At 42.3% G+C, this 26,927-nt stretch carries 26 protein-coding genes and 1 pseudogene; 21 read left to right on the top strand and 6 right to left on the bottom strand.

Going from position 1 to position 26,927, the window contains the following annotated elements:
• Positions 1–113: 113 nt before the first annotated feature.
• Positions 114–524 (bottom strand): Cd(II)/Pb(II)-responsive transcriptional regulator, encoded by a 411-nt coding sequence (cadR, locus tag AC5JPO_RS05705; protein WP_007394845.1) that lies wholly within the window; start codon positions 522–524, stop codon positions 114–116.
• A 142-nt stretch (positions 525–666) separates the two neighbouring features.
• Here cadR and AC5JPO_RS05700 point away from each other — a divergent pair, with 142 nt between their 5' ends.
• From AC5JPO_RS05700 to AC5JPO_RS05665, 8 genes are all read left to right on the top strand, one after another.
• Positions 667–2,868 (top strand): heavy metal translocating P-type ATPase, encoded by a 2,202-nt coding sequence (locus AC5JPO_RS05700; RefSeq protein ID WP_201549280.1) that lies wholly within the window; start codon positions 667–669, stop codon positions 2,866–2,868.
• A 120-nt stretch (positions 2,869–2,988) separates the two neighbouring features.
• Positions 2,989–5,043, top strand: coding sequence for a heme lyase CcmF/NrfE family subunit (locus AC5JPO_RS05695; RefSeq protein WP_105244429.1), 2,055 nt, complete (start codon positions 2,989–2,991; stop codon positions 5,041–5,043).
• Positions 5,036–5,686: a DsbE family thiol:disulfide interchange protein gene (locus AC5JPO_RS05690; RefSeq protein ID WP_058025866.1), complete on the top strand. Its 651-nt coding sequence runs from the start codon at positions 5,036–5,038 to the stop codon at positions 5,684–5,686. The genes AC5JPO_RS05695 and AC5JPO_RS05690 overlap by 8 nt, the downstream gene beginning before the upstream one ends.
• Complete coding sequence (locus AC5JPO_RS05685; protein ID WP_493853515.1) at positions 5,683–6,234, top strand: cytochrome c-type biogenesis protein; 552 nt, start codon at positions 5,683–5,685, stop codon at positions 6,232–6,234. The genes AC5JPO_RS05690 and AC5JPO_RS05685 overlap by 4 nt, the downstream gene beginning before the upstream one ends.
• Positions 6,231–7,511: a c-type cytochrome biogenesis protein CcmI gene (gene ccmI, locus AC5JPO_RS05680; protein WP_191114792.1), complete on the top strand. Its 1,281-nt coding sequence runs from the start codon at positions 6,231–6,233 to the stop codon at positions 7,509–7,511. Before AC5JPO_RS05685 ends, ccmI begins: the two co-directional genes overlap by 4 nt.
• A 141-nt stretch (positions 7,512–7,652) precedes the next feature.
• Positions 7,653–8,360 (top strand): signal peptidase II, encoded by a 708-nt coding sequence (lspA, locus tag AC5JPO_RS05675; protein WP_057758795.1) that lies wholly within the window; start codon positions 7,653–7,655, stop codon positions 8,358–8,360.
• A gap of 233 nt (positions 8,361–8,593) precedes the next feature.
• On the top strand, positions 8,594–9,427 hold the full coding sequence (locus tag AC5JPO_RS05670; RefSeq protein WP_493853514.1) for a cation efflux transmembrane domain-containing protein: 834 nt from the start codon (positions 8,594–8,596) through the stop codon (positions 9,425–9,427).
• A gap of 433 nt (positions 9,428–9,860) precedes the next feature.
• Positions 9,861–10,019, top strand: a complete 159-nt coding sequence (locus AC5JPO_RS05665; RefSeq protein ID WP_224737862.1) for a transposase — start codon at positions 9,861–9,863, stop codon at positions 10,017–10,019.
• 37 nt (positions 10,020–10,056) lie between these two features.
• Here the strand turns inward: AC5JPO_RS05665 and AC5JPO_RS05660 are convergent, their stop codons facing one another.
• Complete coding sequence (locus AC5JPO_RS05660) at positions 10,057–10,266, bottom strand: helix-turn-helix domain-containing protein (protein ID WP_058025361.1); 210 nt, start codon at positions 10,264–10,266, stop codon at positions 10,057–10,059.
• 84 nt (positions 10,267–10,350) lie between these two features.
• Between AC5JPO_RS05660 and AC5JPO_RS05655 the strand changes: the two genes are divergently transcribed.
• Both AC5JPO_RS05655 and AC5JPO_RS05650 read left to right on the top strand, forming a co-directional pair.
• Complete coding sequence (locus tag AC5JPO_RS05655; RefSeq protein ID WP_057758801.1) at positions 10,351–11,643, top strand: hypothetical protein; 1,293 nt, start codon at positions 10,351–10,353, stop codon at positions 11,641–11,643.
• A 128-nt stretch (positions 11,644–11,771) separates the two neighbouring features.
• Positions 11,772–12,020: an antitoxin VbhA family protein gene (locus tag AC5JPO_RS05650; protein WP_057758803.1), complete on the top strand. Its 249-nt coding sequence runs from the start codon at positions 11,772–11,774 to the stop codon at positions 12,018–12,020.
• Positions 12,021–12,801: 781 nt separating this feature from the next.
• On the opposite strand, the pseudogene AC5JPO_RS05645 reads toward AC5JPO_RS05650, so the two are convergent.
• A pseudogene (locus AC5JPO_RS05645) lies at positions 12,802–12,987 on the bottom strand (elongation factor P hydroxylase); the annotation flags it as partial.
• Positions 12,988–13,399: 412 nt separating this feature from the next.
• On the opposite strand from AC5JPO_RS05645, the gene AC5JPO_RS05640 reads away from it, so the two are divergent.
• On the top strand, positions 13,400–13,993 hold the full coding sequence (locus tag AC5JPO_RS05640) for a YceD family protein (protein WP_493853513.1): 594 nt from the start codon (positions 13,400–13,402) through the stop codon (positions 13,991–13,993).
• A gap of 318 nt (positions 13,994–14,311) precedes the next feature.
• A complete protein-coding gene (gene rpmF / locus AC5JPO_RS05635) occupies positions 14,312–14,494 on the top strand; it encodes a 50S ribosomal protein L32 (protein ID WP_057758809.1) in 183 nt (60 codons plus the stop codon).
• A gap of 164 nt (positions 14,495–14,658) precedes the next feature.
• Here rpmF and AC5JPO_RS05630 read toward each other — a convergent pair whose 3' ends face one another.
• Entirely contained in the window at positions 14,659–14,808 is a 150-nt protein-coding gene (locus AC5JPO_RS05630; RefSeq protein WP_493853512.1) for a hypothetical protein, read from the bottom strand.
• Between the two features lie 108 nt (positions 14,809–14,916).
• Here AC5JPO_RS05630 and fabD point away from each other — a divergent pair, with 108 nt between their 5' ends.
• From fabD to lysM, 4 genes are all read left to right on the top strand, one after another.
• Positions 14,917–15,885, top strand: a complete 969-nt coding sequence (fabD, locus tag AC5JPO_RS05625; RefSeq protein ID WP_493853511.1) for an ACP S-malonyltransferase — start codon at positions 14,917–14,919, stop codon at positions 15,883–15,885.
• Complete coding sequence (fabG, locus tag AC5JPO_RS05620; protein ID WP_057758813.1) at positions 15,882–16,610, top strand: 3-oxoacyl-ACP reductase FabG; 729 nt, start codon at positions 15,882–15,884, stop codon at positions 16,608–16,610. Before fabD ends, fabG begins: the two co-directional genes overlap by 4 nt.
• Before the next feature lie 260 nt (positions 16,611–16,870).
• The gene (acpP, locus tag AC5JPO_RS05615) at positions 16,871–17,107 is read left to right on the top strand and encodes an acyl carrier protein (protein ID WP_057758815.1); all 237 of its coding nucleotides are present in this window, start codon (positions 16,871–16,873) and stop codon (positions 17,105–17,107) included.
• 306 nt (positions 17,108–17,413) lie between these two features.
• A complete protein-coding gene (gene lysM, locus AC5JPO_RS05610; protein WP_071003170.1) occupies positions 17,414–17,923 on the top strand; it encodes a peptidoglycan-binding protein LysM in 510 nt (169 codons plus the stop codon).
• Between the two features lie 123 nt (positions 17,924–18,046).
• Here lysM and queG read toward each other — a convergent pair whose 3' ends face one another.
• Positions 18,047–19,219, bottom strand: a complete 1,173-nt coding sequence (queG, locus tag AC5JPO_RS05605) for a tRNA epoxyqueuosine(34) reductase QueG (RefSeq protein WP_493853510.1) — start codon at positions 19,217–19,219, stop codon at positions 18,047–18,049.
• A gap of 197 nt (positions 19,220–19,416) precedes the next feature.
• On the opposite strand from queG, the gene AC5JPO_RS05600 reads away from it, so the two are divergent.
• Positions 19,417–21,240: an NAD(P)H-hydrate dehydratase gene (locus AC5JPO_RS05600; protein WP_493853509.1), complete on the top strand. Its 1,824-nt coding sequence runs from the start codon at positions 19,417–19,419 to the stop codon at positions 21,238–21,240.
• Between the two features lie 15 nt (positions 21,241–21,255).
• Here AC5JPO_RS05600 and AC5JPO_RS05595 read toward each other — a convergent pair whose 3' ends face one another.
• The gene (locus tag AC5JPO_RS05595) at positions 21,256–21,753 is read right to left on the bottom strand and encodes a DUF4124 domain-containing protein (RefSeq protein WP_443526875.1); all 498 of its coding nucleotides are present in this window, start codon (positions 21,751–21,753) and stop codon (positions 21,256–21,258) included.
• 970 nt (positions 21,754–22,723) lie between these two features.
• On the opposite strand from AC5JPO_RS05595, the gene AC5JPO_RS05590 reads away from it, so the two are divergent.
• The 4 genes from AC5JPO_RS05590 to AC5JPO_RS05575 all read left to right on the top strand — a co-directional run bounded on the left by AC5JPO_RS05590 (position 22,724) and on the right by AC5JPO_RS05575 (position 26,780).
• Positions 22,724–24,436, top strand: a complete 1,713-nt coding sequence (locus AC5JPO_RS05590) for an acetolactate synthase 3 large subunit (RefSeq protein WP_319052070.1) — start codon at positions 22,724–22,726, stop codon at positions 24,434–24,436.
• Positions 24,436–24,933, top strand: a complete 498-nt coding sequence (gene ilvN, locus AC5JPO_RS05585) for an acetolactate synthase small subunit (RefSeq protein ID WP_319052058.1) — start codon at positions 24,436–24,438, stop codon at positions 24,931–24,933. The genes AC5JPO_RS05590 and ilvN overlap by 1 nt, the downstream gene beginning before the upstream one ends.
• 149 nt (positions 24,934–25,082) lie before the next feature.
• Positions 25,083–26,099 carry a ketol-acid reductoisomerase gene (gene ilvC, locus AC5JPO_RS05580; RefSeq protein ID WP_238038758.1) on the top strand — a complete coding sequence of 339 codons (1,017 nt, stop codon included), beginning with the start codon at positions 25,083–25,085 and terminating at the stop codon, positions 26,097–26,099.
• 255 nt (positions 26,100–26,354) lie between these two features.
• Positions 26,355–26,780, top strand: a complete 426-nt coding sequence (locus AC5JPO_RS05575) for a hypothetical protein (RefSeq protein WP_319052057.1) — start codon at positions 26,355–26,357, stop codon at positions 26,778–26,780.
• Positions 26,781–26,927: the final 147 nt, after the last annotated feature.

Below are 26,927 nucleotides of genomic sequence, written 5' to 3'. Positions count from 1 at the left end.
TTCAACACGCCCTAGTGATCTTAATATCATTGCTGGGTTTTTTTGTGCTTAACATCAGGGCGTATTTAACCTTTCATGATTTGATCCGTCAGAAATGAACACTACTGATATCATTACTCATGACAGGAGTTATCGACAAGCGCGTTTAAAATGCCACATGATGACGCTGGTGCACTACTTGCACATTTCTGGCGCAAAACGGTCAAGTGATGCTTTAAGTGCATCAGTTCTTCCATTCGTATTTCCACAGCATGAATGTGCTCATCTAGCAAGTTATTCACATCGCCGCAGTCCTTGTCAGGCGACTCCCAGTATTCAAGTAAGATTCGCACATCATCTAAAGCCATATCGAGCGTACGGCAATGTAGGATAAATTGTAGACGCTCAATGTGCTCTTCATTATATAAACGATAATTCCCTTCGCTACGAAAAGGCTCGGGTAATAAACGCTCTTTTTCATAATAGCGAATGGTTTCTACTGTGGCACCTGTGCGTTTAGCGAGCTCACCAATTTTGATTGTCATAACAACCTCTATGATTTAAATAATTAAAGTGGCTGTAAAGACTAGCGCTAGAGAAATTAAAATTACGAAACTGTAGATAAATAACCTTGACTCTAAAGCCACTATAGGGTTCATAATATCATTATTCAAAGGGTAAATTATTATGAAATATCATATTGAAGGTATGGACTGTGCCAGTTGCATCGGCAAGATTGAAACAGCTTTGAAACGTATGCCTGGGGTTTCTGATGTTCAGCTGAATTTCGCTACAGAAACGCTAGAGCTAAATTTAGCCCCTGGTGCGCCGACTCAGGCTAGTGATATCGAAAAAACAATCAAAAGCCTAGGGTTCGGCATCTCTGCCAATACTGGTCAACAAACTGTATCGGCTATTGATATTGACAGCGACAATCAGATGGCTCCGCAGGATAAGCAATGGTGGCAAACTCAAAAAGGCAAACAGGTTGTTGGCCTCGGTATTTTGATGGGCAGCGGTTATGCACTGTCACTACTGTTGCCCGCTTATGGGATATGGGTGTTTGCCATCGCTGTGATTGTAGGCGTTTTTCCATTTGCGCGCAAAGCCTTAGCACTGGCTAAAACAGGTTCATTCTTTTCAATTGAAACGCTGATGTCCGTCGCCGTGCTTGGCGCACTTATCATTGGTGAAGCTGAAGAGGCCGCAGCGGTTGTCTTTTTGTTCTCAATCGGTGAACTGTTTGAGAGTATCGCTGCTGATCGCGCTCGCGCTGGCATCAGAGCCTTATCATCGCTGGTTCCGAAAAGTGCAATTTTACTTGATGCTCAAGGTGGGCAGCGTAACGTTCCAGCGACTTCATTACAAGTGAATGACCTTGTGCTGGTGCGTCCTGGAGATAGGGTATCTGCTGATGGTTCCATTGTTCAAGGTGCGTCCAGCCTTGATGATTCGCCCGTGACGGGAGAGTCTGTTCCTGTTGCCAAGACGATGGGTGACAATGTATTTGCAGGGTCAATTAACATCGATGGTGTGCTCCAAGTGCGCGTAGAAAAGACAGCCGCCGATAACACCATTTCGCGCATTATTGAGCTGGTAGAGCAAGCCCAAGCCTCCAAAGCACCCACTGCCCGTTTTATTGAGAAATTCAGTCGCTATTACACACCCGCAGTGATGGCTATTGCCGCACTAATTATTATCATTCCACCGTTAGCCATGGGTGGAGATTGGTCGACTTGGTTGTATCGCGGTCTAGCACTGTTGCTGATTGCCTGTCCCTGTGCTCTTGTACTATCAACACCCGCTGCCATCGCCTCTGGTCTTGCTGTTGGTGCGCGCCGTGGCTTGCTGATCAAAGGCGGTAGTGCTTTAGAAACTATCGGCCAAGTGAAGACGGTCGCTTTTGACAAGACAGGCACTTTAACTGAAGGCAAACCACGCGTGACCGATGTTGTTGCCTTTACACAAGAGGACTCAAGTATTCAAGGTCAGAATTCTCAAGGTCAAGATGAGATATTGGCACTTTTTGCCAGTGTGGAGACTGGTTCTAGTCACCCGCTTGCTGAAGCCATTGTTAGTCATGCTGAAGCTGCTAAAGTGTTCATACCTGTGGCCTTCAATACTTCTGCAACTGCCGGTAAAGCGGTACACGCAACTGTCGCGGAGCGCGCGCTAGCTATCGGTTCGCCTGTTTACGCAGCCGATGAGGCATTGATTTCATCCACACAACAGGCGCAAATTGAGGCGCTGCAAAATGAGGGTAAGACCGTCTCTGTTCTTTTCGATGAGCAAAACCGTGAAGTGCTTGGATTAATCGCGCTAAGAGACGAATTACGAGACGACGCTCATGAAGGTGTGGCTCAGCTCAAAGCGATGGGTGTGCGCTCCGTCATGCTAACAGGCGACAACCGCTTAACCGCTCAAGCACTTGCCAGTAATTTAGACGTGGAATGGGAAGCTGAGCTGTTGCCTGAGGACAAACTGCGCCTGCTTAACGAGATGAAGAACAACCGCAAAATAGCGATGGTTGGTGATGGTATTAACGATGCGCCAGCGCTAGCAACTGCCGATGTTGGCATCGCGATGGGTGGTGGTACCGATGTGGCCATTGAGACGGCCGATATCGCATTATTAAAAAGTCGTGTTACGGACATGGCTCATCTCATCGCACTTTCACGTGCCACCATGCGCAACATTCATCAGAACGTCATTTTCGCTTTAGGTCTCAAAGGCGTCTTTCTGATCACGACCATATTCGGCATTACTGGACTATGGATTGCGGTTCTAGCTGATGCTGGAGCAACAGTGATCGTTACTCTTAATGCGTTACGTTTACTGCGCTTTAAAGGCGCGCCTCCACTGGTAAATCCGCCTAAAGTAGTTAAATAAAACCCTTCGAAATCAATTAAAAACTAGAGATAGCAGCAGATTTCGGGGTGGGTTCTAATAATAAAAATTCCACCGCCACAGTAAACTGCAACCGCATTAGAGTAAATAAGGTTAGACCGTATGTTGATTACAGAATTGGGCTATTTTGCCTTGCTTACCGCTTTTGTACTGGCGTTATTGCAGGTAATTCTGCCAACTATTGGTGTTATTCGTAACCAAGTTGCTTGGCAACGACTAGCCCCTAGCCTAGCTTGGGCACAGTTTGCCGCCATGATAACGTCATTTGGCGCTTTGATAGCAGGTTTTTATTATAATGATTTTAGCCTCAGTTACGTCGCGCAGCATTCCAATACGCTGTTGCCTTGGTACTATAAGTTATCGGCGACATGGGGCGGACACGAGGGCTCTTTGCTGCTATGGATGACCATCATGGCCACATGGTGTGCACTGGTATCATACTTTAGTCGCGGCTTGCCGTTATCAATGCGTGCGCGGGTATTAGTTATTTTGGCCGGTGTACAGTTAATGATGCTAACGATGCTGATATTTACCTCGTCACCGTTTGAGCGTACCTTACCCAATCTAGCGGTCGATGGCGCTGATTTAAATCCTGTCCTACAAGATTTCGGTCTGATTATTCATCCGCCCATGTTATATATGGGCTATGTGGGTATGGTAGTACCTTTTGCATTTTGTATGGCGGCATTGTGGGAAGGGCGTTTAGATGCTGCTTGGACACGCTGGTCACGTCCATGGGCGCTCGCGGCTTGGGGATTTTTGACCATTGGTATTGCACTGGGCTCGTGGTGGGCCTACTACGAGCTTGGCTGGGGCGGTTGGTGGTTTTGGGATCCGGTAGAGAATGCCTCGTTTATGCCTTGGCTTGTCGGCTTAGCATTGCTGCATTCATTAGCAGTCACTGAAAAGCGCGGGGTGTTTAAAGCATGGACCATCATGCTGGCTATTTTCGCCTTTGCCTTAAGCTTGCTTGGCACGTTCCTGGTACGCTCTGGAGTCCTTACCTCAGTGCATTCGTTTGCCGCTGATCCGACGCGTGGTTTGGTTATCTTAGCTATTCTTGGCATTATCATCGGTAGTGGTCTATTAATGTTTGCCGTTCGAGGTTGGCGTTTAACCGTTGAAAGTCAATATCAGCTGATTTCACGTGAGTCCTTTTTAGTGATCAACAACGCCATCATTTTGATTGCAACCTTAGTGGTGCTGCTCGGCACCCTTTACCCTATTATCGCTGATGCTTTTGGTTTAGGACAAGTGTCCGTTGGCCCTCCTTATTTTAATGCATTATTTGTACCTTTAACGTGGCTGTTATTAATAGCTATGGGTATGGGCTCAAATATTCGCTGGAAAAAAGACACCCGTCCACTACTGGGTATAGGCATGGTCATCGCCGTTAGTAGCTTAGTATTAGCCGCCATTATTACTTACTTTGTTAATCCATCGTCTATGCTTAATATTGGTGTGACTTTAGCCGTTAGCTTTTGGGCACTGCTATGGATGGCAGTTGATTTTAAAGATAAAACTAAGAATGCGCCTAATCTTTTTAACGGTTTGCGGCAGTTGCGTCTGAGCTATTGGGGTCAACAGACTGCTCATATTGGCGTATTGGTTGCTGTCATTGGCATAGCCTTTACTAGTAGCCTGAGTATTGAGCGTGACGTAGCAATGGGTATTGGCGATACAGTCAATGTTCAAGGTTACGATTTTGAAGTAACTGAATTTTTTGAAATAAAGGGTAGTAACTTTGATGCAACGCAAGCGCAAGTCGTGGTATCCAAAGACGGTCGTGAAGTGGCGAAACTGACTCCAGAAAAGCGTACTTATATTATCAGCACGATGCCAACGACTGAAGCCGCTATTGACCCCAGTCTTATGCGCGATGTTTATGTCGCACTGGGCGAACCTATTGCCGATGGTAGTAACCAATGGGCATTAAGGATTTATGTAAAACCATTAATTCGTTGGATATGGCTCGGCGCTATTATTATGGCATTGGGTGGTCTGCTGAGTATGCTTGATAGGCGCTATCGTCTCAAAACATCCAAGACCCCTGCACAAATTGCAGCGAGTAAGTCAGGCTTTACGACGGTTACTGATTTAGATGTTAAAAGCACTACTAATAACACGACACTAATAGGGGAGAAGCAAAATGACTAAGTCTAATCATTTTTCCGAGCAACCCCCTGAAACAAAAGGTAATCGAACAATGAAAAAAAGCCAAATTAGAATATGGTTTTTGATCCCGCTGATCATCTTTGCTGCTGTTATGGTTATGCTTTATTTTCGTTTGGGGCAGCCGACTGAAATCGTAACCAATACCGCGCTTGAACGCCCAGTACCAGCGTTTGAGCTGCCATTGTTGTCCGATACCAGTCGGATCATGACCAATGACAACTTACCTGATGAGCCCTTTTTGATGAATATTTGGGGCTCTTGGTGCCCAACTTGCGTTATTGAGCATCCTTTTTTGATGCAGCTAGAGGAGCGTGGTGTCAATCTGGTTGGCGTGAATTATAAAGACGATATCGGTGATGCGCTCAGCTATCTCAACCGAGGCGGTGATCCCTTTTCGATGTCTATTCAGGATTTGTCCGGCCAGTTTGCCTTGGACTTAGGGTTGACGGGTGCGCCTGAGACTTTCACTGTCGATGGTGAAGGCGTTATTCGCCAGCACATTGTTGGTGAGATTAACGAGAGTAACTGGCAAGATCGTATTGAGCCTTGCTTAACGGTACTCAATGATGCCAATGATAATAACGTCAGTCCAGATGCGATTCAGGTTGAAGAGGTGTGCAAATGATAGCCCGTTCAATAAAGGCCGTTACGATAAAAGTAGCGAGCTTAATACTTGCCTGTCTCCTAAGTGTGACCAGCTATGCGGCGATAGAGGTATATGATTTTGACTCTGCACAACAAGAAGCCCAATATCGAGGGCTAATCGAAGAGCTACGTTGCCCGAAATGCCAAAACCAAAACTTGGCAGGTTCTGATGCGCCGATTGCCCAAGACTTAAAGCAAAAAGTCTATGATTTGATTAAAGACAGACGTAGTGATGCGGAAATCCGGGATTATATGCAAGAGCGCTACGGTGACTTTATTAGCTACAAGCCGCCTATGCGACCATCGACATGGATCCTATGGTTTTTTCCACCACTATTATTGCTCGTCTTAATTGTTGGTTGGTTTTGGCAAAGTAAACGCCGCCAAGTTGTCGCCCGTGGCCAAAACGGCGTTACAGTGAACAGTACTGCTGCCTTGACCTCTGCGGAAAAGGCTGAGCTTGATCGTCTATTATCGCAAGCTGAGAATGTCGACCACGATATTACTAGCCTAGAGGACAAAAAATGACTCTATTTTCTACTTTTGGCTTATTTGTAGCTCTAAGCTTGCTGATTGCTCTTATATTTGCGCTAATTGCTATTATGCCATGGCTACGAGCACCGCGTTTGCAGTCCAAACCAATAGACAATCAACTGCTAGATATTAATGTTGCAGTATTTCGCGAACGTTTAGCTGAGCTACAAACAGATAAAGACAGCGGTACTATTAATAATAGCCATTATCAAAATCAAAAGCTGGAACTGGAGCGTCAGCTATTGGATGCCCAGCGTGAAGTCACGCCGATGGTCACCCCTGGTATCAAAAGCCGCTTGATCCTCATGGTTTGGGTGCCTGTATTGGCTGCGCTGGCGTATCTGATGGTGGGTGACCGAACGCCTGTGTTTGATCTGTGGACGGCCGAAGACAAGGTCGGAAAAGTCGCTGATGACTTGTTGACTGGCAAAATCGATCAGCCACCTGTATGGGCAATCGAAAACGGCCAGCAGCTTATCAGCGCGATGCAGACCAACGTTTATCGTCATGCCGATGATCCTGATCGCTGGATGCGTTTGTCAGAGCTGTTTTTATCGCTTGAAGCTACCGACTCAGCGATTGAAGCTTTGTCACGCGCTTACCGTCTGTCACCAGACAATGAAGAGATTGCGACCACTTATGCGCAGATTAGCTTTTTTGCCAATAAAGGTCAGCTTGATGCCAGTAGCCGCCGTGTATTACAAGATGTCCTTGCCAAAAATCCACAGCATGAAGGTGCGCAGATGCTAATGGCAATGGGTGAGGCACGTGGTAGTAACTTTGCCCAAGCGCAAGGTTGGATTAAACGCTTACAAGGCAGCATTGTGGCCAAACCAGGTGATCATACTAAAGCTTTAGCAAGCTTAGATGAGTTAAGCAACTACGTTAGCACGCAAGAAAAGCAAGCGCTAGAAGGTATTGACGTGACAGTGAAAATTAACGCTAATTTATTACCGTTAGTGAAAGCTGATGATGTGTTGTTTGTAGCGATACGTGATGTGAAAGGGGGCCCTCCGTTTGCCGCCAAACGTTTACCCATTAGTATTATCAAGCAAGGTGAGGCTAGTATCCGCTTAAGCAATCTTGATGCGATGATGCCAGATCGCACGTTAAATTCAGCTCGTAGTGACAAAACTCAGTTAGCAGTCGTTGCTCGTATTAGTCATAGCGGTAATGCCATAGCAGAATCAGGCGACTTATCGGGTAATCCTATAATGATTAGCGTTGAACAGACTCAGGTTAATGTTGAAATCAATCAACAGATTCCCTAATAAAAAATTATTACCGTAAGTTTCATAATACCAGAGCGGTAAGTGGAGCCGTTTATGAAAGTGGCGCGATTAATAATCGTATACCAAAAACATATACGTTTAACATTGTTCATTGTATAAACATAGATAAAGGAAACAACTATGACTGAATCTACCGACAGATTAGATAGTACTAAATTGAATAGCGTTGAATCGGCTAGTACTAATATTGCTGACAAGAAGGTACCTATAGCTGTGAGTAGTACTCATCAATCGATTGACTCTAAAACCATAAATCATACGCCTAAAGCTATGTACGTGACTTCAGGCAACTCAATAACACCTAAAGATAAGTTGGACAAAATACCAAAAATGGTTGCCAATGGCAGTCGCGCTTTTATCTGGTATTTGTTGGCGATAATGGTATTAATACTTGATCAATGGACTAAGTGGTTGGCCCAAACCACATTAGCGTTCAATGACCCCGTACCGGTCATTGAACCATTTCTCAACTGGACACTCGCTTATAACTATGGGGCAGCATTTAGCTTTTTAGCCAACGCTGGCGGTTGGCAGAAATGGTTTTTCTCAGGCGTAGCTTTTGTAATGGCTATCTTTTTAACGGTTTATTTAATCAAAGCGCCACGTGCAGCCAAGCTATTATCTATGGGGTTGGCCTTAATGCTTGGTGGTGCGATTGGCAACTTAATCGATCGTTTAAGAATTGGTAAAGTGGTTGACTTTATCCATGTGCATTATGCTGATGTCTGGAATTATCCTCTTTTCAATGTTGCAGATATAGGTGTCTGTGTCGGTGTCGCATTGATTATAATTGACATGATATTTTTAGAAAGTAAGCGTAATAAATAAGCACATTGATGCCGATTATCACAAACAAAATGAACTAGCGTCGTATTCACTCTATACGGAAAAATACTTTTTATACTTGAGTATGTTTATAAAATGTGAACTGGAAGGTAATGTCACTTAGACAGGCTGGGCATTTGATGTATAGTGTCATTTGCATTTCACTATTTATCAATTTCTCAGCCTGTTTTTTTCCAGCCTACTTTTTGAACCACCACCCGGATATAAATGTAGCTATGAATAAAACAACTTTTAAAATATCGAAGATGGACTGCCCTTCGGAGGAAAACCTAATCCGAATGAAATTAGAGGGCCACTCGAATATTGAACATCTTGAGTTCGACATTCCTAACCGTCAATTAACTGTGTTTCATCATGACAATATAGAAGGGATAGAGACTGCTATTCATGACCTAAAATTAGGAGACACCCTACTCTCGACCGAAACCATTGACCCCTCTGATCCCAACAATAATTTTAAAATTGATGCTGACTCTAGTCACAAAAAAGATGCTGAGCAAAGAAAGCTACTATGGATAGTGCTGGTCATTAACTTTGCTTTCTTTATTATTGAAATGAGCACGGGACTGATTTCTCGTTCGATGGGGTTGGTCGCCGACAGCTTAGATATGTTAGCAGATAGCTTCGTGTACGGAATTAGCTTATTTGCGGTCGGTGGAACGGTCATTAAGAAAAAACGGATTGCTAGAATTGCCGGATATTTTCAAATTACGCTAGCGATTCTTGGTTTTTTAGAAGTACTAAGACGTTTCTTTGGCAATGAGCAGTTACCTGACTTTTCTACCATGATAGTCATATCGATTCTTGCGCTAATTGCAAACTTGATTTGCCTCTATTTACTACAAAAATCGAAAAGCAAAAAAGAAGAAGCCCATATGCAAGCCAGTATGATTTTCACTTCAAACGATGTGATTATCAATTTAGGGGTAATTGTTGCAGGGATTTTGGTTAATTGGTTACACTCTAGTACGCCTGATTTGATTATTGGTAGCATCGTATTTGCTTTAGTTATTCAGGGCGCCTTTAGAATATTGAAGTTGAGTAAGTAGCCAAGCCTAATAACTGAAGCAAATAGCTCAAGTAAGTAGCTTAATTAAACCGCTAAGTGTAAAGTAACTGGGTTTGAAGCAAATAAACATCATAAGGATATGAGACCTCAAGCAATGATTGAACAAACTTTAAATCTAGTCACCACCAAAGACCATCAGCAAGTTGCCGTTTGGCGAATAATAGATGATGAAGTCTTTGATAAGAATCTGGTGGTGGTCAACTAATTTAGGACACTAATAAAATTCAAACCTACATCGCCATTACTTATAACCCTGAGTCGAGAACGGATAATAATTATAAGCGTTGGGGCAACTTTTATGACCGCCAAGATCTGTTAGTAGGTGACGAGTTGTGTCAGGTGGTTAATTTTCAGAGACCTTCCTAAATTTTGTGTAAGTATTTAATCTAAACGTCAGTTACACAGAATCTGGGATGGTCTCTCGTATTCTTTGGTTGCCACCCTACAGCCCTGATCTAAATCCCATTGAAAAGAAGTGGGCACAGGCAAAATTTCTACGTCAAGGCTGGATGGAGAATAATCTACCTAAGCTGTTTCATGATATGGGTTGTATCTCTTTTATTCTAGACTGACTATAGTTAACTATCATATTATTATGAATCGAACAATTTAGACTAGATCCTTAATATCTATATCCAATGCATCGCAAATATCATAGGCCTTTTTGAGAGTGACATTCTTCTCTCCACGCTCGATATTTCCCATATAACTTCGATCAATATCTGCCATCTCTGCCAGCACTTCTTGAGATATTCCTTTGCTTCTGCGCACATCACGGATACGCTTTCCAAAGGCTATCATGCGTTCATCTGTCTTCATCTCACCAACCACTGCTAAAAATAGCAATACTCACAGTGGTGGGCTATAATATCCACGGGATATAGTCGGTATTATGAGGTGAGTATGAAAACAAAACTAGAGTATCAGCCAGATATAACAGAAACTAATAAGCTGATCTGTGAGAGGTACTGGTTAAGAGAAGGCGATAAACGAAGTGGTTTTATATATACCTGTAAAGAAATAGGTCAAGAGTTTGATGTTAAGCATCAGGATATACCTAGTATCGTTAAAATAAATGCTCATCTTGTCGTACTAGACTGCCAATGCATAGACTGCGGTACAACTAAGATTTGCTATACTCGCTCACAGCTAACTCGATTGGATCTTATTAGATGGCGGTGTGATGATTGCAGGGCGGCGCTTGAAAAAAGAATGGATCAAGAGTACTTAGAGTATCGTCTTAAACAAGACCGTTTAGCAGAAGAAAAGAGACAGACCGCTCTAGAGTACATCAATCAATGCCGAAGCATTCAATTAAGCAGTATTCCTTCAGTCACTGAGCTTAACGATGTGGATAAACTTCTACTCGCAGCGACTGTAGAGAGCCTAGGGGCAGATAATATAAGGAATACAGTCTCTCTACGTGACAATTTATCATTACCTTTATCACCGTTCTCTAAATTAGATGAAGAGATACTACAGCATCTTTTTAACCGAAATCTGCTCATACTCGCTTCTGAAAATAGCTACGAATACGTAACTATCAACGAAGAAAAAGAGCTAGAGATAGATTTCTATCAAGCGATCTTTGAGTTTGCTTATAGTATTGAGAATCTTACTAAAATCTTGATAAACGCTAAATCTCAGAAAAATACCAGTGCTCTAGTAGCGAATGATCAATTTAAGAACTGGTGTGAAAAGTTACAGCTAGGAGAGTGTTTAAGCTACCTGATTACTAGGTCAAGATTGAACTATCTAGCACCGCCTATTGGCGAAAAGCTAATTAGTATTCTCAGATCATGTTTAGCTGAATGCTCTGTATCAACCATGCATTATATCATTTGGAAGTCTGTGGAAAATGCTGCTGCATACGTGCAAAAACCAGGTATTACTCGAAAACATGCTTCAAATTCTGTTTCTGGTAATATAGAGAGAGTATTCAATAAAATATACAGTGGTAGTTGGAGTCACAATAAATCTTTTCGCGATGCTAGCCACCCTCAGTCTGCAATGGCCAAAATATTTTTTGATTATGTATTTGCAGTAGATGATGGTGGTTTTCACCATACTCTTGATGAGCTATTCAGCCCATATAGGTCCCAAAAAACTTTAGAGCAAGTAAGTTACGCAACTCTAGGAGATGCTAGAAGTACGAATTATTCAGTCACAATAGCTCTTGATATTAAACAATCATGATTTACCGATGTCTAAATCACTAATACAATTAAATCAGCCGAATAAGACATAGCAATGAGAGAAAGATTGTCTAGATAGAAGACTATCTGACTTGCTGAACAATTTTATTACTACTGATAGGAGCTAGTATGGAAGATTCTAAATTTGAAGCATCGATTACCGATGATCGTCCTATCCTCGTTAGCAAACAAGAAATAGAAAAGCGCCGCCGCATTAACTTTGATACTTTGGGCAGCTTCGCAGTCGATAATATTCCTATTAACCCAGATACTCAGCACATCTTTCAAGACTTTGAGGAAGGTAAAATTGCAACTAGCAAGGAAGTAAAAGCTTTGCTACATGCTCACTATACTAAGATAGCGCTCGAAGATAATTAGCTCTTATAGTTTGAGCCCGACGTTGCTAAGCTATTATAGTATTGCTTTTCACAGCCAGTATCGAAAGATGAAACATAATTAATTGTGCTATTCAATCATATTTATCAAATCATTTCACCTATGTAAGATTACTAGTCCAGTATCACTAACTCTCGTCCAGCCATCTCCGAAATAAAGAATAACTATTCTGCCCACAAACATAATAATGCTATAGCTAGTCAGCTTATTCGCTTAGTGAATAGATAAGCATTAAGACCTAATATCACCGTGGTGAATTACATCCTTGGGTCTGCTTCTATCTACACTCGCGTGCTTTAATATTACCATCATTATATCCGTGTTCATATGATTCGATATCTTGCAACTGACAATACTATGTGCAAAGACGTTAATGATAAACATGAATAGCAGAAAACTACTTTTACTTCTACCTATCTGACATAGATAAAATCTACTGGATTAGAGGATGGTACGATTGATCAAAAGTAACCATTAATAGATAGACGTAGCGAAGCGCATCATGTCCGCGTTTATAGCTTAGATAGGATGATATTAGAAAGAATGCTTCTGAAGATGTGAAAGATACCTGAAAAACTTAATTGTTATGATACCTAATTGATAGAACGACCATTATCTTTTGGATAGGTAAAAGTGATTTGTTCTGATAGGTTGTAATAATCACCGAAGTGATAGTTTTAATTTAGATGCCTACAAATAATATAGCGATGTACACTATTAGAATAAGAGGTTTCTAGCATGTCAACCTATAAGGAGATGTGTGGATTTCATGCAAAGCACTTGCAAAAAAACCATGGGCGAATTCGATTCTGGCAGGTTGATTACCCTGAATAGGGAAGTATTCAGGCTCACTATTACTACGGACCAATACGACCTGCTGCTCACGGAACAATGTATTGAATAGACTTATCAGCCAATCAGTAGCTCCACGCTCGCTATCAGTCGCTTCTACTGCTTGACGACTGTACTCAAGATTGATACTAGACAGTTTTTGCCACTGACGTTCCCATTCTTTTAAGCATTTATTACAGTCAAAACATTCTGACTTAGTAGATATTTTTGCTAGATTGCTATTTTGCTCAGTAATGCGCTCGATAAGTACATTGGCGTCAATAGAAGAGAGTAAGTTAGAAAAATCAGTTTTGTTGTTAGACAGATCCATAGATAAAGTATTGACTCAATAAATGTTAAAAGATAAGCATTAAAAACAGAAAGATTATCTGAATGAAAAAGGAGCAAGTATAGAGACTTAGATAGTTTTTCTGTCAAAAAATATTAACATACTACCGCTAGCGTAGCCTGATACTTTCCGTTAGTATGGCAGGCAATATTATACTCCGTTTTTATGAATGAGGCCTCGCATGTCAAGCACTTCAGAAACTAAGCCGTCAGCACCTTTTGCTGATAATAAAAAAGCGTCCGTATCTACTAGCATGCCTGATCATATTTCATTGGATAAGTGGGCTGACACGGGTTATGAGTGGTCAGGAGAGGTTGATCCAAAACTATTTGATCGTCTTGCTACTACACTAAGTACAGAGCATGAACAATCACATATTCAGTTGAATGCGACGCTTTATCGCCGCAATAATGTTTTGCATCTGGCATTCACTTTGGCAGGTGATGTCTGGTTGACGTGTCAACGTTGTTTACAGCCAATTGCGATAGACTTGTCTGATGACTACGATATTGCGCTACTTGAAAATGATAGCCAAGTACGCTTGGTCAATGATGAGCAAGATTACTTGTTGCTCGATGAAATCGTCACTGAGCAATCTCCTGAGCGTTTATTGCCATTCAAAAAACTGGTAGAAGATGAGATTTTGCTCAAAACACCAATGGCGCCAAAACATGACGACTGTGAAATGTCAGTTGAGCAGTTCGGCGAGCTACCAGAAGAAGAAGAAACCGAAAACCCTTTTGCAGCTTTGGCTTCATTAAAAGGCAAATTATAAATACAGAATTGACTTGCTAGATGTATTTATTGAGCCTTTTGTCAGCTTTGCACAGAAGAGTGCAAGGCAGGGCTTTATTAATTCAATAAACATGCGTATAATGTCCGGTTTATTGCATTCGAGCAACCTGTTGCGTGCTGATAGGAGCTGACTAGGTAAATTTTTCATAAATTTCAGACATAGTTAGCGCTTTATGTAAGTGACAATTTATTTAACTAATGATGCTTAAGACTTAGGTTGTTATGATTATATAGCCTCTGTCAGTATCGACTAAAGCTGAATTTTAAGCTTATCCCTTTTAAGTATAGGAGCTATATCATGGCTGTTCAAAAAAGTCGTAAAAGCCGTTCTCGTCGTGACATGCGCCGTTCACATCACCGTATGGAAATTGCTGAACTAAGCGTAGACGCTACTACTGGTGAAAAACATCGTCGTCATCACATGACTAAAGATGGTTTCTATCGTGGCCGTCAGCTATTTAAAGTAAGTCAAGACGCCTAAGACATTGACTCTATGATAATTTGAGCAAAGCAGTGATAGTACTGGTGACTGTCATTGTCTTGCCTGATTATTATTAGTCAATAAGCTTCGAGCTAAAAAAGCCAAGTTATTTCGCTATCATATATTATGTGGCTGGATAACTTGGCTTTTTGTTATTTATGACTCTACTCATTACCCAAACGAGCTTCTGTTCCTAGTAGATAATAGAGCATGATAATGTCATTAGTCTTTTGGTTCGCACAGCGCTTCACTATCATCGCTTGATACGCATCCGCTATGATAATGGCTTGCGTCAGTGTATAGTTTACTGACAATCCGTTGTCGTAGACAGGTAGTCGAAGTAGCGGCTTTGTATAACATCTAATAATATAATAAACCCCATTGTTTTTAGGGATATTCTAATCAGATAAGGAATATTGGTTATGGCTTCTGTACCCGATATGGTAAAAAAGCAACCCGCTCGTATCGCGGTTATTTTTCCTGGTCAAGGATCTCAAGCCGTCTCAATGACAAGTGAGCTTGCTGAAACTTACCCAGAGATACGTGATACGTTTACCGAAGCGAGTGAGGCGCTTGGTGAGGATTTGTGGGCAATCTGTCAAGATGAAGATAAACTCAATCAAACTCAATACACTCAGCCAGCGCTATTGACAGCTAGCATTGCTATTTGGCGTGTTTTACAACAACAACTAAAAGAAACGCCTTGTTATTTAGCGGGGCATTCTCTTGGCGAATATAGCGCGTTATGTGCTGCCAATGTGATATCGCTTGGTGATGCCGTGACCTTGGTACATAAGCGTGGTCAGTTGATGCAAGAGGCTGTTGTAGGGGTTGATACTGCTATGGCTGCCGTATTAGGACTTGAAGACAATAGAGTCGAAAACCTATGTGAACAAGCAACAGAACATGTTGAAGCTGCTGTAGTTGGTGCTGCTAATTTTAATAGTCCAGGGCAAGTGGTTATTTCGGGTAATGCTGCGGGCGTCAACGCTGTTATCGACAAAGTAAAAAATACTGGCAAAAAATCTGTGCCCCTAAAGGTAAGTGTGCCATCTCATTGCGCACTGATGGAACCTGCAAGTAATGCCTTAGCTGAGATATTAGCAGAGATCAAATTTGATCAGGCTACTATCCCTGTGATTCAAAATCGCCATGCGCGTGTTGAGACCAGTGCAGCGGGCGTCAAGCAAGCCTTAACTGAACAGCTAAGTGAACCTGTATTGTGGTCAAAAACCATGCAAGAGTTGGCTGACAAACAAATTAATATATTAATCGAGTGTGGCAGTGGTAATGTCCTCAGCAATTTGGCGAAGCGTCAAGCACAGCCGATCGCAAGCTATCCGACTGACAAGCCTGCCCGTCTAGAAAAATTATTAGAGGTGTTATTATGAGCCGTACGATTACATTAGTGACTGGTGCTAGCCGCGGTATTGGAAAGGCAGTTGCTAAACGCTTTGCGAAAGAAGGACATTTCGTCATTGGCACAGCCACTACAGAGAAAGGTGCTGAGCTGATTGATGATTATCTTCACGATACTGGCGGTATCGGTCGTGTGTTAGATGTACGTGATACTGCCCAAATTGATAAACTGTTCGAAGAAATCGAAAGTGTCTATGGTGCGGTACAGGTACTCGTCAACAACGCAGGTATCACCCAAGATGGTCTATTGATGCGTATGAAAGATGAAGACTGGGAAAACGTCATCGATACCAATTTGACATCAGTATACCGCATGAGTAAGCGTGCAGTACGTGGCATGATGAAAGCACGTCGTGGTCGCATTATCAATATAACCTCCGTCGTCGCTCAAATGGGTAACGCAGGTCAATCTAACTATGCTGCGACCAAAGCCGGTGTAGAAGGGTTCAGCCGTACGCTTGCGCGTGAAATCGGTTCACGCCAAGTGACTATCAATTGCGTCGCACCAGGTTTGATCGAAACGGATATGACAGATGAGCTTGATGAGCGCCTATTGAACTCTATGCTAGATGCTGTTCCTATCAGCCGTCTTGGCCAGCCAGAAGACATTGCAGCAGCCGTACATTTCTTAGCCAGCGATGAGGCCAGCTATATCACAGGTGCTGTTATTCCTGTCAATGGTGGCATGTATATGTAGGCGTTACACAGTTATAATAAAAAACTGTGTGAACGAGTGTAAACTATAATAAAGGGTGCTATAATGACGGATACTTTTGAGTCAAAGCCCTGTATGATAGCAGGGCTTTATTAGACATCAGACAGATTGTACACTATGTCATAGAGTACTCAGACAGCAATGCTGATCTGGCAAATACATTTTATATACCATGCTATAAAGCTTAGATTAAGCGCTATAGCAGTTTATCAAAAATAATAGATGATAATGGAGTGATCTATATGAGTAATGATATCGAACTAAGAGTAAAAGCAGCAGTAGCTGAGCAATTAGGTATGAATGTTGAAGACATCAACAATGATGCTTCATTCATGGAAGACTTAGGTGCAGATTCATTGGACCTAGTTGAACTGGTTATGTCTTTTGAAAGTGATTTTGGTATCACTATTCCTGATGAAGACTCTGCAGAATTGACTACTGTTCAAAAAGCAATCGATTACGTACAAGCTCAGCTATAATTTGCTATACAGTTGACAGTTTTGTGATGCCGCTTATCTTATAGATAGGCGGTTTTTTTATGCGTCTGTTCTTCTTTATATGCTGACTATGCTAGATATACTGGTTTTCATATGTATGAACTTTGGACTACTGAGTTGTATTAACATAAGCTACGTCAATCCAACATTACTCAACATACTCTTACTATTTACTTTATTCTCCTTTGTCTATACTCATCATGGTAATTAGGAATAGAGCAAGACAGTGCTTTATTACATATCATCAAAAAAACAACGATGAATAATAAAAATTTAAGGAGTAGTTATATGGGTATGTTCAGTTTCGCAAAGGATATCGGTGACAAGATTTTTAACCGTGATGACGAAAAGCATGACGCAAAATCTGAAACCAAAGCAGATGCTAATACACCAGTACAAAGCAGTGAGCCTTCAGCACAGTCAGTCGCTAACATCTTGCTACGTCGTATTCAGCAGCAAAACTTAAATATCAGCAATCTCAAAATCAAATATAATGGTTCTACAGATACTGCAGAGATCAGTGGTAATGCTAAGACTCAAGCTGATCGCGAAAAAGCCATCATCGCTATTGGTAATGTGCAGAACGTCGCAAAAGTTATTGACAATATCGACATCGAAGAAGATGCACCTGAATCAACTATGTATACCGTAAAATCTGGCGATAGTTTATCTAAAATTGCTAAAGATGTTTATGGCGAATCTGGTGATTATATGAAAATATTCGAAGCCAACAAGCCAATGCTGTCTGATCCAGACAAAATTTATCCAGGTCAAGTACTACGCATTCCTAAGCCATAATTCTCAAAAAGTGCTTAGAGATTGAGTAGAGTCGACTAAATATAAAAAAGCCTCTTATGTTTAAGAGGCTTTTTTTGTGGGTTTCTATCAGATCAAATAATGAGTTCATATATTTATTCGTATCTATGAATTGGTTAGCTCGCTATTAGGATTTAATTTTTTATACTGCTCATCCAATGCCCATTCGATATGTTCGTCGAGCATAGCATTATGTATAGTCAACTTAGATTTCAGTTGCTCAACCACTTCCAAACTGGCATTGGCGTTGCCCAAACCAATCGCGATATTACGCAAAAAATTGATATAGCCTGTGCGTCTAAGGGGACTACCTTGTGTATTTCTTAAAAAGTCCGCTTCCTGCCATTGCCACAATTCAAGCAAACTGCTGTTATCAAGACCATGTCTTGGCGCGAAGTCCTCGACGGTAGTAAGGTTGGCGTATCGATTCCATGGACATATCAGCTGACAATCATCACAGCCGAACACCCGATTGCCAATCGCGCGTCGGTATTTGATATCAATAATACCATCGTGCTCAATTGTTAAATAAGAGATACAGGCAGATGCATTGAGCTCATAAGGCGCTACAATCGCTTGAGTAGGACATATATCAATACAAGCGCTGCAACTACCACAGTGTTCCTTAACAGGCTCATCATCGGGTAACTCAAGGCTCAAAAATAACTCACCCAGCACAAAGAATGAGCCCGCTTGTTTGTTGATCAATAACGTATGCTTGCCTGTCCAGCCAAGACCTGCAGCATCTGCGATAGGCCGCTCAAATATAGGCGCAGAATCGCTGAAAGGTCTGAATATAAATTCTTTTTCTGCACCGATACTTAGATGCTGCCATTCAGGAAGCATTGCTTCGATATTCAAGGCCAATTGCTTCAAGCGGCTACGCATCGTCTTATGATAGTCACGTCCTCTGGCGTAACGCGCGATGATGCCTTGATTGGGATGATCGTTGTCCGTGACAGCACGCGGCGTCGGTGCCTGAGTGAGATAATCCATTCGTACACTGATAATGGTCTTTGCACCATCTACTAACTCCTCAGGATGAGCACGCAGATGGTGGTTGTTATGCATGAACTGTAACTGTCCCTCGTAGCCTTTACTCAGCCACTGCTGTAACTGTTCAATTTGCTGAGTAAACAAAGGGTGGTGGACAGATAGAAATCCACAGTCAGCAAACCCTAGTGCTTGTGCTTGCGCTTTGATCCATTGCTTAACATCTGCTGTGGTTGAAAATACATAGGCGTCGCTAATGGCAATCTTGTTTTTATCAGTATGCATAGATATAGATGCTTATTTGGTTCGATTGAAGGTTTTGTGTTTGATCATGAGTGATGGGTATACCGATATGATAAGCCAGTGAGTGACGATCGCAAGTATAAAAGAAAATAAACCTACAGTCATATCGATACATAAGTCGATATTAGCTTTTGCTAAGCTAGTACGAAATATAAGAAAAGACCAGTAGAGGACATAAAATGAAAAATCAAACCATTATATTACCCATAAAAAACACAAAACCTGTGGCACTGTATAGTAGCAAGCAAGTATACGCGATGGAGCAAGCATGGTTTGCAGAAGGGTATGATAGCTTTGGGCTAATGAAACAAGCCGCTTGGCAGATGGCGCAACGGATAGAACAGCTTTATGAGCAAAAATACTTTGAAGACAGTCATCCCAATATTTATGTTTATCATCATGATACTTGTCCGCATCGGGCATGCATCTGGGTAGGAAAGGGCAACAATGGTGGGGACGGGTGGCTCATTGCTCATTACTTGCAGCAAGCAGGCTGGCAAGTCGAAGTAATCACTGTAGGATTTGATAAAAGTGATCTTGCCATAAACAATCAGGCAGTAATTGCTAATAATAAAAATAGTGATAGCAGCAACATGACTGATGCTACCAAAGCGCTACAGATAGCCTTATCTGCCAATTGCAACTATCAACGTTTTGAAGAGATCCATCATCGTCAGGATAGTTTAAACGAGAGTATCTTATCTGCGGATATGCATATCGATGCTCTCTTTGGTATTGGACTTGACCGTGCGCCAGAAGGTATCTACAAAGAAGCGATTAATACTTTTAATGATAGTACGCAACGACATAAAGCATTAGCAGTGGCAGTCGATATTCCAAGTGGGTTGGTGGCCTCTACTGGTGAAGTGTTCGACCGCGTTGCGATACAGGCTGATGTGACTTTGTGTCTGATAGCACGCAAGTTTGGTCTGCATACCAAAGATGGTACAGATTATAGTGGAAAAGTCACTGATATACCGCTCATACCTTATGAGTTGACTCGACCACAAGAAGCTAGCAACCATACCATAGCCAATGAAAGCACGAGCCCAGCATCTGAACCCATTGCTATGCTGCTGAAGGCTGCACATAGTATGCAGGCACGCCGTCAAAACAGTTATAAAGGCAGCTATGGTCACGCACTCGTTATCGGCGGAAATCGTATTGATGGCTCACAAGGTATGGGCGGAGCCGCGATACTCGCTGCGTCTAGTACGATGGCTACTGGTGCTGGAAAGATAACGGTTGCCTGCCATGAGGCTTTTCATGGTGCATTGTTAACCTCGTTGCCAGATGCAATGACTATCAATCTGCACGATGCAGATAGTGTGAAGACCTTAATAAAACAAGCCAGCGTCATTGCTATCGGTATGGGATTAGGCCGTGACGAAAAAGCAAAAGCACTATTCATCGATTATATAAAGGCAGCTATAGAGTATGAAAAATCAATAGTGATTGATGCTGACGGGCTTTATCATTTAGCATCACTGCATATGGACAGTCATGAACTGGTAAAAGAGCTACGAGAATATAGCTCAAATCATCGAGTCTGTATGACACCGCATAGTGGGGAGGCGGCTAAGCTGCTTGATCAAAAAATCAGCAAGGTAGAGCGTGATAGACTGCAAGCTATAGCGCAGTGCGCCAAGGTTTATGGTGGTGACTGGGTACTAAAGGGAGCAGGGTCATTAGTGTTGGAGCAAAAATCAGGGCGAAAGCAGGTATACGTCTGCAATGCTGGAAACGCTGGTATGGCAACGGCTGGCATGGGTGATGTATTATCTGGTGTGACTGCTGGATTGTTGGCGCAGCAGGACTTAGTATCAGCGTCGCGCAGCTTGCATCAAGCAGTACTTATACATGGGTTTGCAGGGGATGTGTTGGTCAACCAAACGGGCGATTGTTATAGTAACAATATGCTATTGGTCGGACAGCGAGGGCTACAAGCTCAAGATATGCCAGCAGCCATTCGCCATGTTATGCAGCTGATGATTGTTGAGTAATCATCGCTACAAAAACTAGGTCGTAGCGCTACCACAGTACTGATTGATTGCTTGTTGTACGCGCTCACGTTTTAGCTCAATTTCACGTCCATCTAAGTATTGACGTTTGCCATCTGCATCCATCTCATAGATACGTCCGCCAACATTTAGGTTGGTTAGGTTATTGCGCAGCGATTGACAGCGCTGGGCATTGGCCTGTGCTTCTTGTTCTTTAATACGTGCTTCAAGAGCGGCTACACGCTGCTCTTCTGCCGTTTGGGTATTATTGCTTTGGCTGGCATCTGTTTTGCCTGCCATTTCTCCAGCGTTGTTTTGTCTGCCGTCACTACGAAACTCAATCAATTCGATGTTTTTGCCATTCTGCGGAGCATGTTGACTGTACTTGACTTCACCATGTGCACCAATGGATTTATATACCTGAATAGCCTGACTGGCATTCATAGACAGCATTAGCATACACGCAGTGCTCGTTAGCAGTTTGGCAGCAGTAGTGATTATAGATGCATATGCCATAGTGGCAATCCTCTTGTTTGGTAGAAGCAGATAGGTATAAGGTTAAATATAACATTTAAGCCTGTTATTGATAGTAATAACCTGCCGACTTTTGATTTTAGCAAAAAATACTTATCAATGTATATTATTTAATAACTAATAGTTAGGTATAGGGTTTAGAAGTTTTTCTTGACAATAGGGCCTAAACCATCGAATATAAGAGCAGTTGATTGGTCAGTGAGCGGCTTTTATGATATTGCCGTGGCACTTGTGAATGCAAACTACGGGTTACTTATCGGTAGCTTACGCAGTTTTATTTCCTTTGTGATCATGATTAGCAGACGTAGTGGTCAAGCGACTACTAACCGCTAATCATCGTCTCCGGACTTATCTGTCTACAATGACTAAGATAAACTTATTATTTAAAATGTACTACATGTGATTCTATCAGTTGTGTTAAACATAAGGTAAGTATAAGGTTTTTTAAAAATCTATCGTAAGGGTCAATACGCTTGCGAGACAGCCAAATTATTGGCTATAGAATTTATCTTATTTGTTTATATCTATACGGCTGTACCAATGAATTTGTCATCAGTGCTTGCTTGTATTCACTTGCAATAATAAGCTTCTTTTTTAGATGCACTCGTATCTTGTCACTGTATATCGATAAATGTCCATCACAAAGCTGACCTTAAATACATTGCTGTGTTTGAGTGATTTGTTGTCTTCAAAAACAACGTAACTCAATACATTAGGCAAATATTCTTGATATGGACAAGAATTGGCAATCGTTTTACGAACTTAGAAGTAATGCCTACATGGATTCTCTCTCCTCATAAAATGCTGCAAATTCTCGCCGCAAAAAAAGGTGATGACAGTGACGCAAACCACGCAAAGTCCGAATATGACGGGACATACCCAAACGGGTAATGCCGCCAAAAATTTTGAAGAAAAGCAACAACGTCTCGCAGAGGGCAGTGCAGAGCCTGTAATGCTATCGGGCGCTGAAATGCTGGTACAAGCGCTGACTGACGAAGGTGTCGAATACATCTTTGGTTACCCAGGTGGTGCTGTTCTACACATTTATGATGCGCTGTTTCAGCAAGAAGCCGTTGAACACATTCTAGTACGCCACGAGCAGGCTGCGGGTCACATGGCAGATGCTTATTCACGAGTGACTGGCAATACTGGTGTGGTGCTCGCAACATCAGGTCCTGGTGCAACCAATACCGTTACTGCAATTGCTACTGCCTTTATGGACTCAGTACCGATGGTAGTGATTTCAGGTCAGGTACCAAGTAGCCTAATCGGCGAAGATGCTTTCCAAGAAACAGATATGGTTGGGGTGTCACGCCCTATCGTTAAGCATAGCTTCCAAGTACGCCATGCTAGCGAAATTCCTATGATTGTCAAAAAGGCATTCCATATTGCGCAGTCTGGACGTCCAGGTCCTGTGGTTATCGATGTGCCAAAAGACATGACCGCCCCTAGCGAAAAACATGCCTATGAGTACCCAGAAGAGGTATTTATACGTTCGTATCAGCCTTCACTCAAAGGCCATAGTGGTCAGATCAAAAAGGCGGTTGAGACGTTACTCGCGGCGCAGCGTCCAGTAGTGTATGCAGGTGGCGGCGTGATCTGGAGTAAAGCGCATGAAGAGTTGACTGACCTTGCTCATCGTCTAAATCTGCCAGTGACCAATACGTTGATGGGTCTGGGCACATTCCCGGGCTCAGATGAGCAGTTCTTAGGCATGCTCGGTATGCATGGTACCTATGAAGCCAATATGAGTATGCATCATGCTGATGTTATTTTGGCAGTTGGTGCGCGTTTTGATGATCGTGTGACCAATAACGTCAAAAAATTCTGCCCTAACGCAACTATTATTCATATCGATATTGATCCTGCTTCGATTTCAAAAACCATTCTGGCGCATATCCCTATCGTTGGTGACGTAAAATCTGTCCTAACAGATATGTTAGAGATCGTCGGTCAGGATAAGCAGCTAGAGCAACATGCATTACTAGACTGGTGGTCACAGATCAATGAATGGCGTAAGCGCCATGGTCTGCGTTATGACACCAGTACAGACAATGGTATCAAGCCACAAAGCGCGGTACAGGCTCTAGATAAAGTGACTAACAGTAACGCTATTATCACCAGTGACGTCGGTCAGCATCAGATGTTTGCAGCACTTTACTACACATACAATGAGCCTCGTCAGTGGTTGAACTCAGGTGGTCTAGGTACCATGGGTGTTGGATTACCATATGCGATGGCAGCAAAGCTTGCTAACCCTGAGCGTGACGTCGTTTGTATCACAGGTGAAGGCTCTATTCAGATGAATATCCAAGAGCTATCAACTTGCCTACAGTACAACTTGCCAGTAAAAATCCTAAACCTAAATAACGCCCAGTTAGGTATGGTGAAGCAGTGGCAGGACATGTTGTATGAAGGTCGCCACGCCCAGTCTTACATGAATTCATTACCAGACTTTGTCAAATTGGCTGAAAGTTATGGTCACGTCGGTATCAAGATCACTGACCCTGCGACCATGGAAGCGCAATTGGCAGAAGCCATGGCAATGAAAGACAAACTGGTATTTATCGATATTTATGTCGATCGTAATGAGCATGTATATCCAATGCAAATCGCTGGACAGGCAATGCGTGACATGTGGTTAACAAAAGGGGAGCGTACCTAATGCAACAACAACATCTGATTTCGGTATTGATGGAAAACGAAGCGGGTTCGTTGTCGCGTCTAGTCGGCTTGTTCTCACAGCGTGGCTACAATATCGAAACGTTAAACGTCGCACCTACTGATGACCCAAGCATCTCTCGCCTAACATTGACAACTATTACGTCACCAGAGAGAATCGAGCAGATCACCAAACAATTGCATAAATTGATTGAAGTGGTTAAAGTGCACAATCTAACAGAGAATGTACACGTCGAGCGTGAATTGATGCTGATCAAAGTACGAGCGACTGGTAGTGTGCGCGAAGAGATCAAACGTAGTGCAGATATTTTCCGTGCGCAGATCGTCGACGTCAATGCCAATTTATATACGATTCAAATCGTTGGCGACAAGGCAAAGCTTGACGGCTTTATCGATGTGCTCGGACGTGAGCGCATTATGGAAGTGGTTCGCTCGGGTGTGATTGGTATTGCTCGCGGTGAAAAGACGCTTAGTATTTAATACTCATTACGACCTATTTTAATCAAGCTCTACTTTAATCAAAAACTATTTATCTAAATCAACAAGACGCTTATGCCAGTGACTATATTAATTACAGCATAAGCGTTTACTATCCATGGCAAGCCATGATTGAGACAAGGACTCTATTTATGAACGTTTTTTATGACAAAGATTGTGATTTATCAATTATTCAAGGTAAAAAAGTTGCCATCATCGGTTACGGTTCACAAGGCCATGCGCACGCGCTTAACCTACAAGATTCTGACGTTGATGTGACGGTTGGTCTACGTGCCAACTCAGGCTCATGGAAAAAAGCTGAAAATGCAGGTCTAAAAGTTGCTGAAGTAGAAGAAGCGGTAAAAGCTGCTGACGTTATCATGATTTTGACACCTGATGAGTTTCAAAAAGAGCTTTATAACGACGTCATCGAGCCAAACATCAAAGAAGGCGCGACATTAGCCTTCGCTCATGGTTTTGCTATTCATTACAATCAAGTGGTACCGCGCGGTGATCTAGATGTCATTATGGTTGCGCCAAAAGCACCAGGTCATACTGTACGTTCAGAATTTACTAAAGGCGGCGGTATCCCAGATCTTATCGCCATCTATCAAGATGCTTCTGGTCAAGCCAAACAACTAGCACTATCGTATGCTGCTGGTGTTGGTGGCGGTCGTTCAGGTATCATCGAAACCACGTTCAAAGATGAGACGGAAACGGATCTATTTGGCGAGCAAGCAGTGCTTTGTGGCGGTGCAGTAGAGCTAGTAAAAATGGGCTTTGAGACACTAACAGAAGCAGGCTACGCACCAGAAATGGCTTACTTTGAGTGTCTACATGAGCTAAAGCTAATTGTTGATTTGATGTATGAAGGCGGTATCGCTGACATGAACTATTCAATCAGTAATAACGCTGAGTACGGTGAATACGTTACGGGTCCTGAAGTTATCAATGAGCAGTCACGTGAAGCCATGCGTAATGCGCTAAAACGCATCCAGTCTGGCGAATACGCTAAGATGTTCATCTCTGAAGGTGCAACCAACTATCCATCAATGACAGCACGTCGTCGCAACAACGCTGAGCATCAAATCGAGACAACTGGTGCCAAGCTACGCGGTATGATGCCTTGGATCGGTGGTAACAAAATTATCGATAAAGACAAAAACTAAATCGATATCACTTTAAAGTATACTGACAGATAGTCCTAGAACCCGTGTTATCACTAGATAGCACGGGTTTTTTAAGTCATGCTTGGTAGAGACACAAGTTATTATATATGCTGGTTGAAAAGTAGTAATAACTGCCCAATATAAGCAGTCATCTTTACACTGTCCAAAGTGCTTTTACCACGCTTATTTGTCTTTGAATAACAGATGCAGATGGGTGTCTCATTCTTATTTTCTACAGATTACAGGTTGTATGTTGTGCAAATATCTTATCCAGACTGGCTAACGCCGCAATTCGTGTATGTGACTCTCAGTGCTGTGGTAGCAGTTTTAATTTGGATAGAAGGGGAGATGCTCAAAAAAACAGATGGCAAATTGCCCAAATCTAAGTTTTTTCAATTCAGCTCGCTTTTAGATACGATATGGTTCTTCATCTCTGTAGTCGCTCTATATGTGATTGATTTGGCACCGTTGGCGATTGCGGTTCCTGCTGCTTATGGTATCTATACTACCTTTGGTTGGATATATGGCACACGGTTACTAAAGCGCAAAGGAATTCCAGATTCTCCAAAGGATCTTGTGATACCAGCCAAATATATTGCCTATAGCCAATCGTTCTCATTAATCTTTTTTGCGTTATGCTTGTTAGTATTAAGTGCACCATGGCTACCTATATCGCAATAAGTAATGATTAGTATAAAGTCCTAGAATGGTTTGATTGTTTGAGTTGTTAATAGATCCACTAACACGTCATTTAGTATAAGAAAACTTAAAAATCATTTAATATCAGTATCATATGTTTATAAGTATGGTTTATCCTAGGTCGAAATA

Source organism: Psychrobacter sp. H25 (genome assembly GCF_059076335.1).
The sequence above is the reverse complement of the archived record's forward strand: the minus strand, read 5'-3'. Positions and strand labels throughout refer to the sequence as shown.

What these genes read in the sequence shown, in the direction of transcription:
- cadR (WP_007394845.1), bottom strand. Translation starts at nt 524, where the DNA reads ATGACAATCAAAATTGGTGAGCTCGCTAAACGCACAGGTGCCACAGTA.
- AC5JPO_RS05700 (WP_201549280.1), top strand. Translation starts at nt 667, where the DNA reads ATGAAATATCATATTGAAGGTATGGACTGTGCCAGTTGCATCGGCAAG.
- AC5JPO_RS05695 (WP_105244429.1), top strand. Translation starts at nt 2,989, where the DNA reads ATGTTGATTACAGAATTGGGCTATTTTGCCTTGCTTACCGCTTTTGTA.
- AC5JPO_RS05690 (WP_058025866.1), top strand. Translation starts at nt 5,036, where the DNA reads ATGACTAAGTCTAATCATTTTTCCGAGCAACCCCCTGAAACAAAAGGT.
- AC5JPO_RS05685 (WP_493853515.1), top strand. Translation starts at nt 5,683, where the DNA reads ATGATAGCCCGTTCAATAAAGGCCGTTACGATAAAAGTAGCGAGCTTA.
- ccmI (WP_191114792.1), top strand. Translation starts at nt 6,231, where the DNA reads ATGACTCTATTTTCTACTTTTGGCTTATTTGTAGCTCTAAGCTTGCTG.
- lspA (WP_057758795.1), top strand. Translation starts at nt 7,653, where the DNA reads ATGACTGAATCTACCGACAGATTAGATAGTACTAAATTGAATAGCGTT.
- AC5JPO_RS05670 (WP_493853514.1), top strand. Translation starts at nt 8,594, where the DNA reads ATGAATAAAACAACTTTTAAAATATCGAAGATGGACTGCCCTTCGGAG.
- AC5JPO_RS05665 (WP_224737862.1), top strand. Translation starts at nt 9,861, where the DNA reads ATGGTCTCTCGTATTCTTTGGTTGCCACCCTACAGCCCTGATCTAAAT.
- AC5JPO_RS05660 (WP_058025361.1), bottom strand. Translation starts at nt 10,266, where the DNA reads ATGAAGACAGATGAACGCATGATAGCCTTTGGAAAGCGTATCCGTGAT.
- AC5JPO_RS05655 (WP_057758801.1), top strand. Translation starts at nt 10,351, where the DNA reads ATGAAAACAAAACTAGAGTATCAGCCAGATATAACAGAAACTAATAAG.
- AC5JPO_RS05650 (WP_057758803.1), top strand. Translation starts at nt 11,772, where the DNA reads ATGGAAGATTCTAAATTTGAAGCATCGATTACCGATGATCGTCCTATC.
- AC5JPO_RS05640 (WP_493853513.1), top strand. Translation starts at nt 13,400, where the DNA reads ATGTCAAGCACTTCAGAAACTAAGCCGTCAGCACCTTTTGCTGATAAT.
- rpmF (WP_057758809.1), top strand. Translation starts at nt 14,312, where the DNA reads ATGGCTGTTCAAAAAAGTCGTAAAAGCCGTTCTCGTCGTGACATGCGC.
- fabD (WP_493853511.1), top strand. Translation starts at nt 14,917, where the DNA reads ATGGCTTCTGTACCCGATATGGTAAAAAAGCAACCCGCTCGTATCGCG.
- fabG (WP_057758813.1), top strand. Translation starts at nt 15,882, where the DNA reads ATGAGCCGTACGATTACATTAGTGACTGGTGCTAGCCGCGGTATTGGA.
- acpP (WP_057758815.1), top strand. Translation starts at nt 16,871, where the DNA reads ATGAGTAATGATATCGAACTAAGAGTAAAAGCAGCAGTAGCTGAGCAA.
- lysM (WP_071003170.1), top strand. Translation starts at nt 17,414, where the DNA reads ATGGGTATGTTCAGTTTCGCAAAGGATATCGGTGACAAGATTTTTAAC.
- queG (WP_493853510.1), bottom strand. Translation starts at nt 19,219, where the DNA reads ATGCATACTGATAAAAACAAGATTGCCATTAGCGACGCCTATGTATTT.
- AC5JPO_RS05600 (WP_493853509.1), top strand. Translation starts at nt 19,417, where the DNA reads ATGAAAAATCAAACCATTATATTACCCATAAAAAACACAAAACCTGTG.
- AC5JPO_RS05595 (WP_443526875.1), bottom strand. Translation starts at nt 21,753, where the DNA reads ATGGCATATGCATCTATAATCACTACTGCTGCCAAACTGCTAACGAGC.
- AC5JPO_RS05590 (WP_319052070.1), top strand. Translation starts at nt 22,724, where the DNA reads ATGCTATCGGGCGCTGAAATGCTGGTACAAGCGCTGACTGACGAAGGT.
- ilvN (WP_319052058.1), top strand. Translation starts at nt 24,436, where the DNA reads ATGCAACAACAACATCTGATTTCGGTATTGATGGAAAACGAAGCGGGT.
- ilvC (WP_238038758.1), top strand. Translation starts at nt 25,083, where the DNA reads ATGAACGTTTTTTATGACAAAGATTGTGATTTATCAATTATTCAAGGT.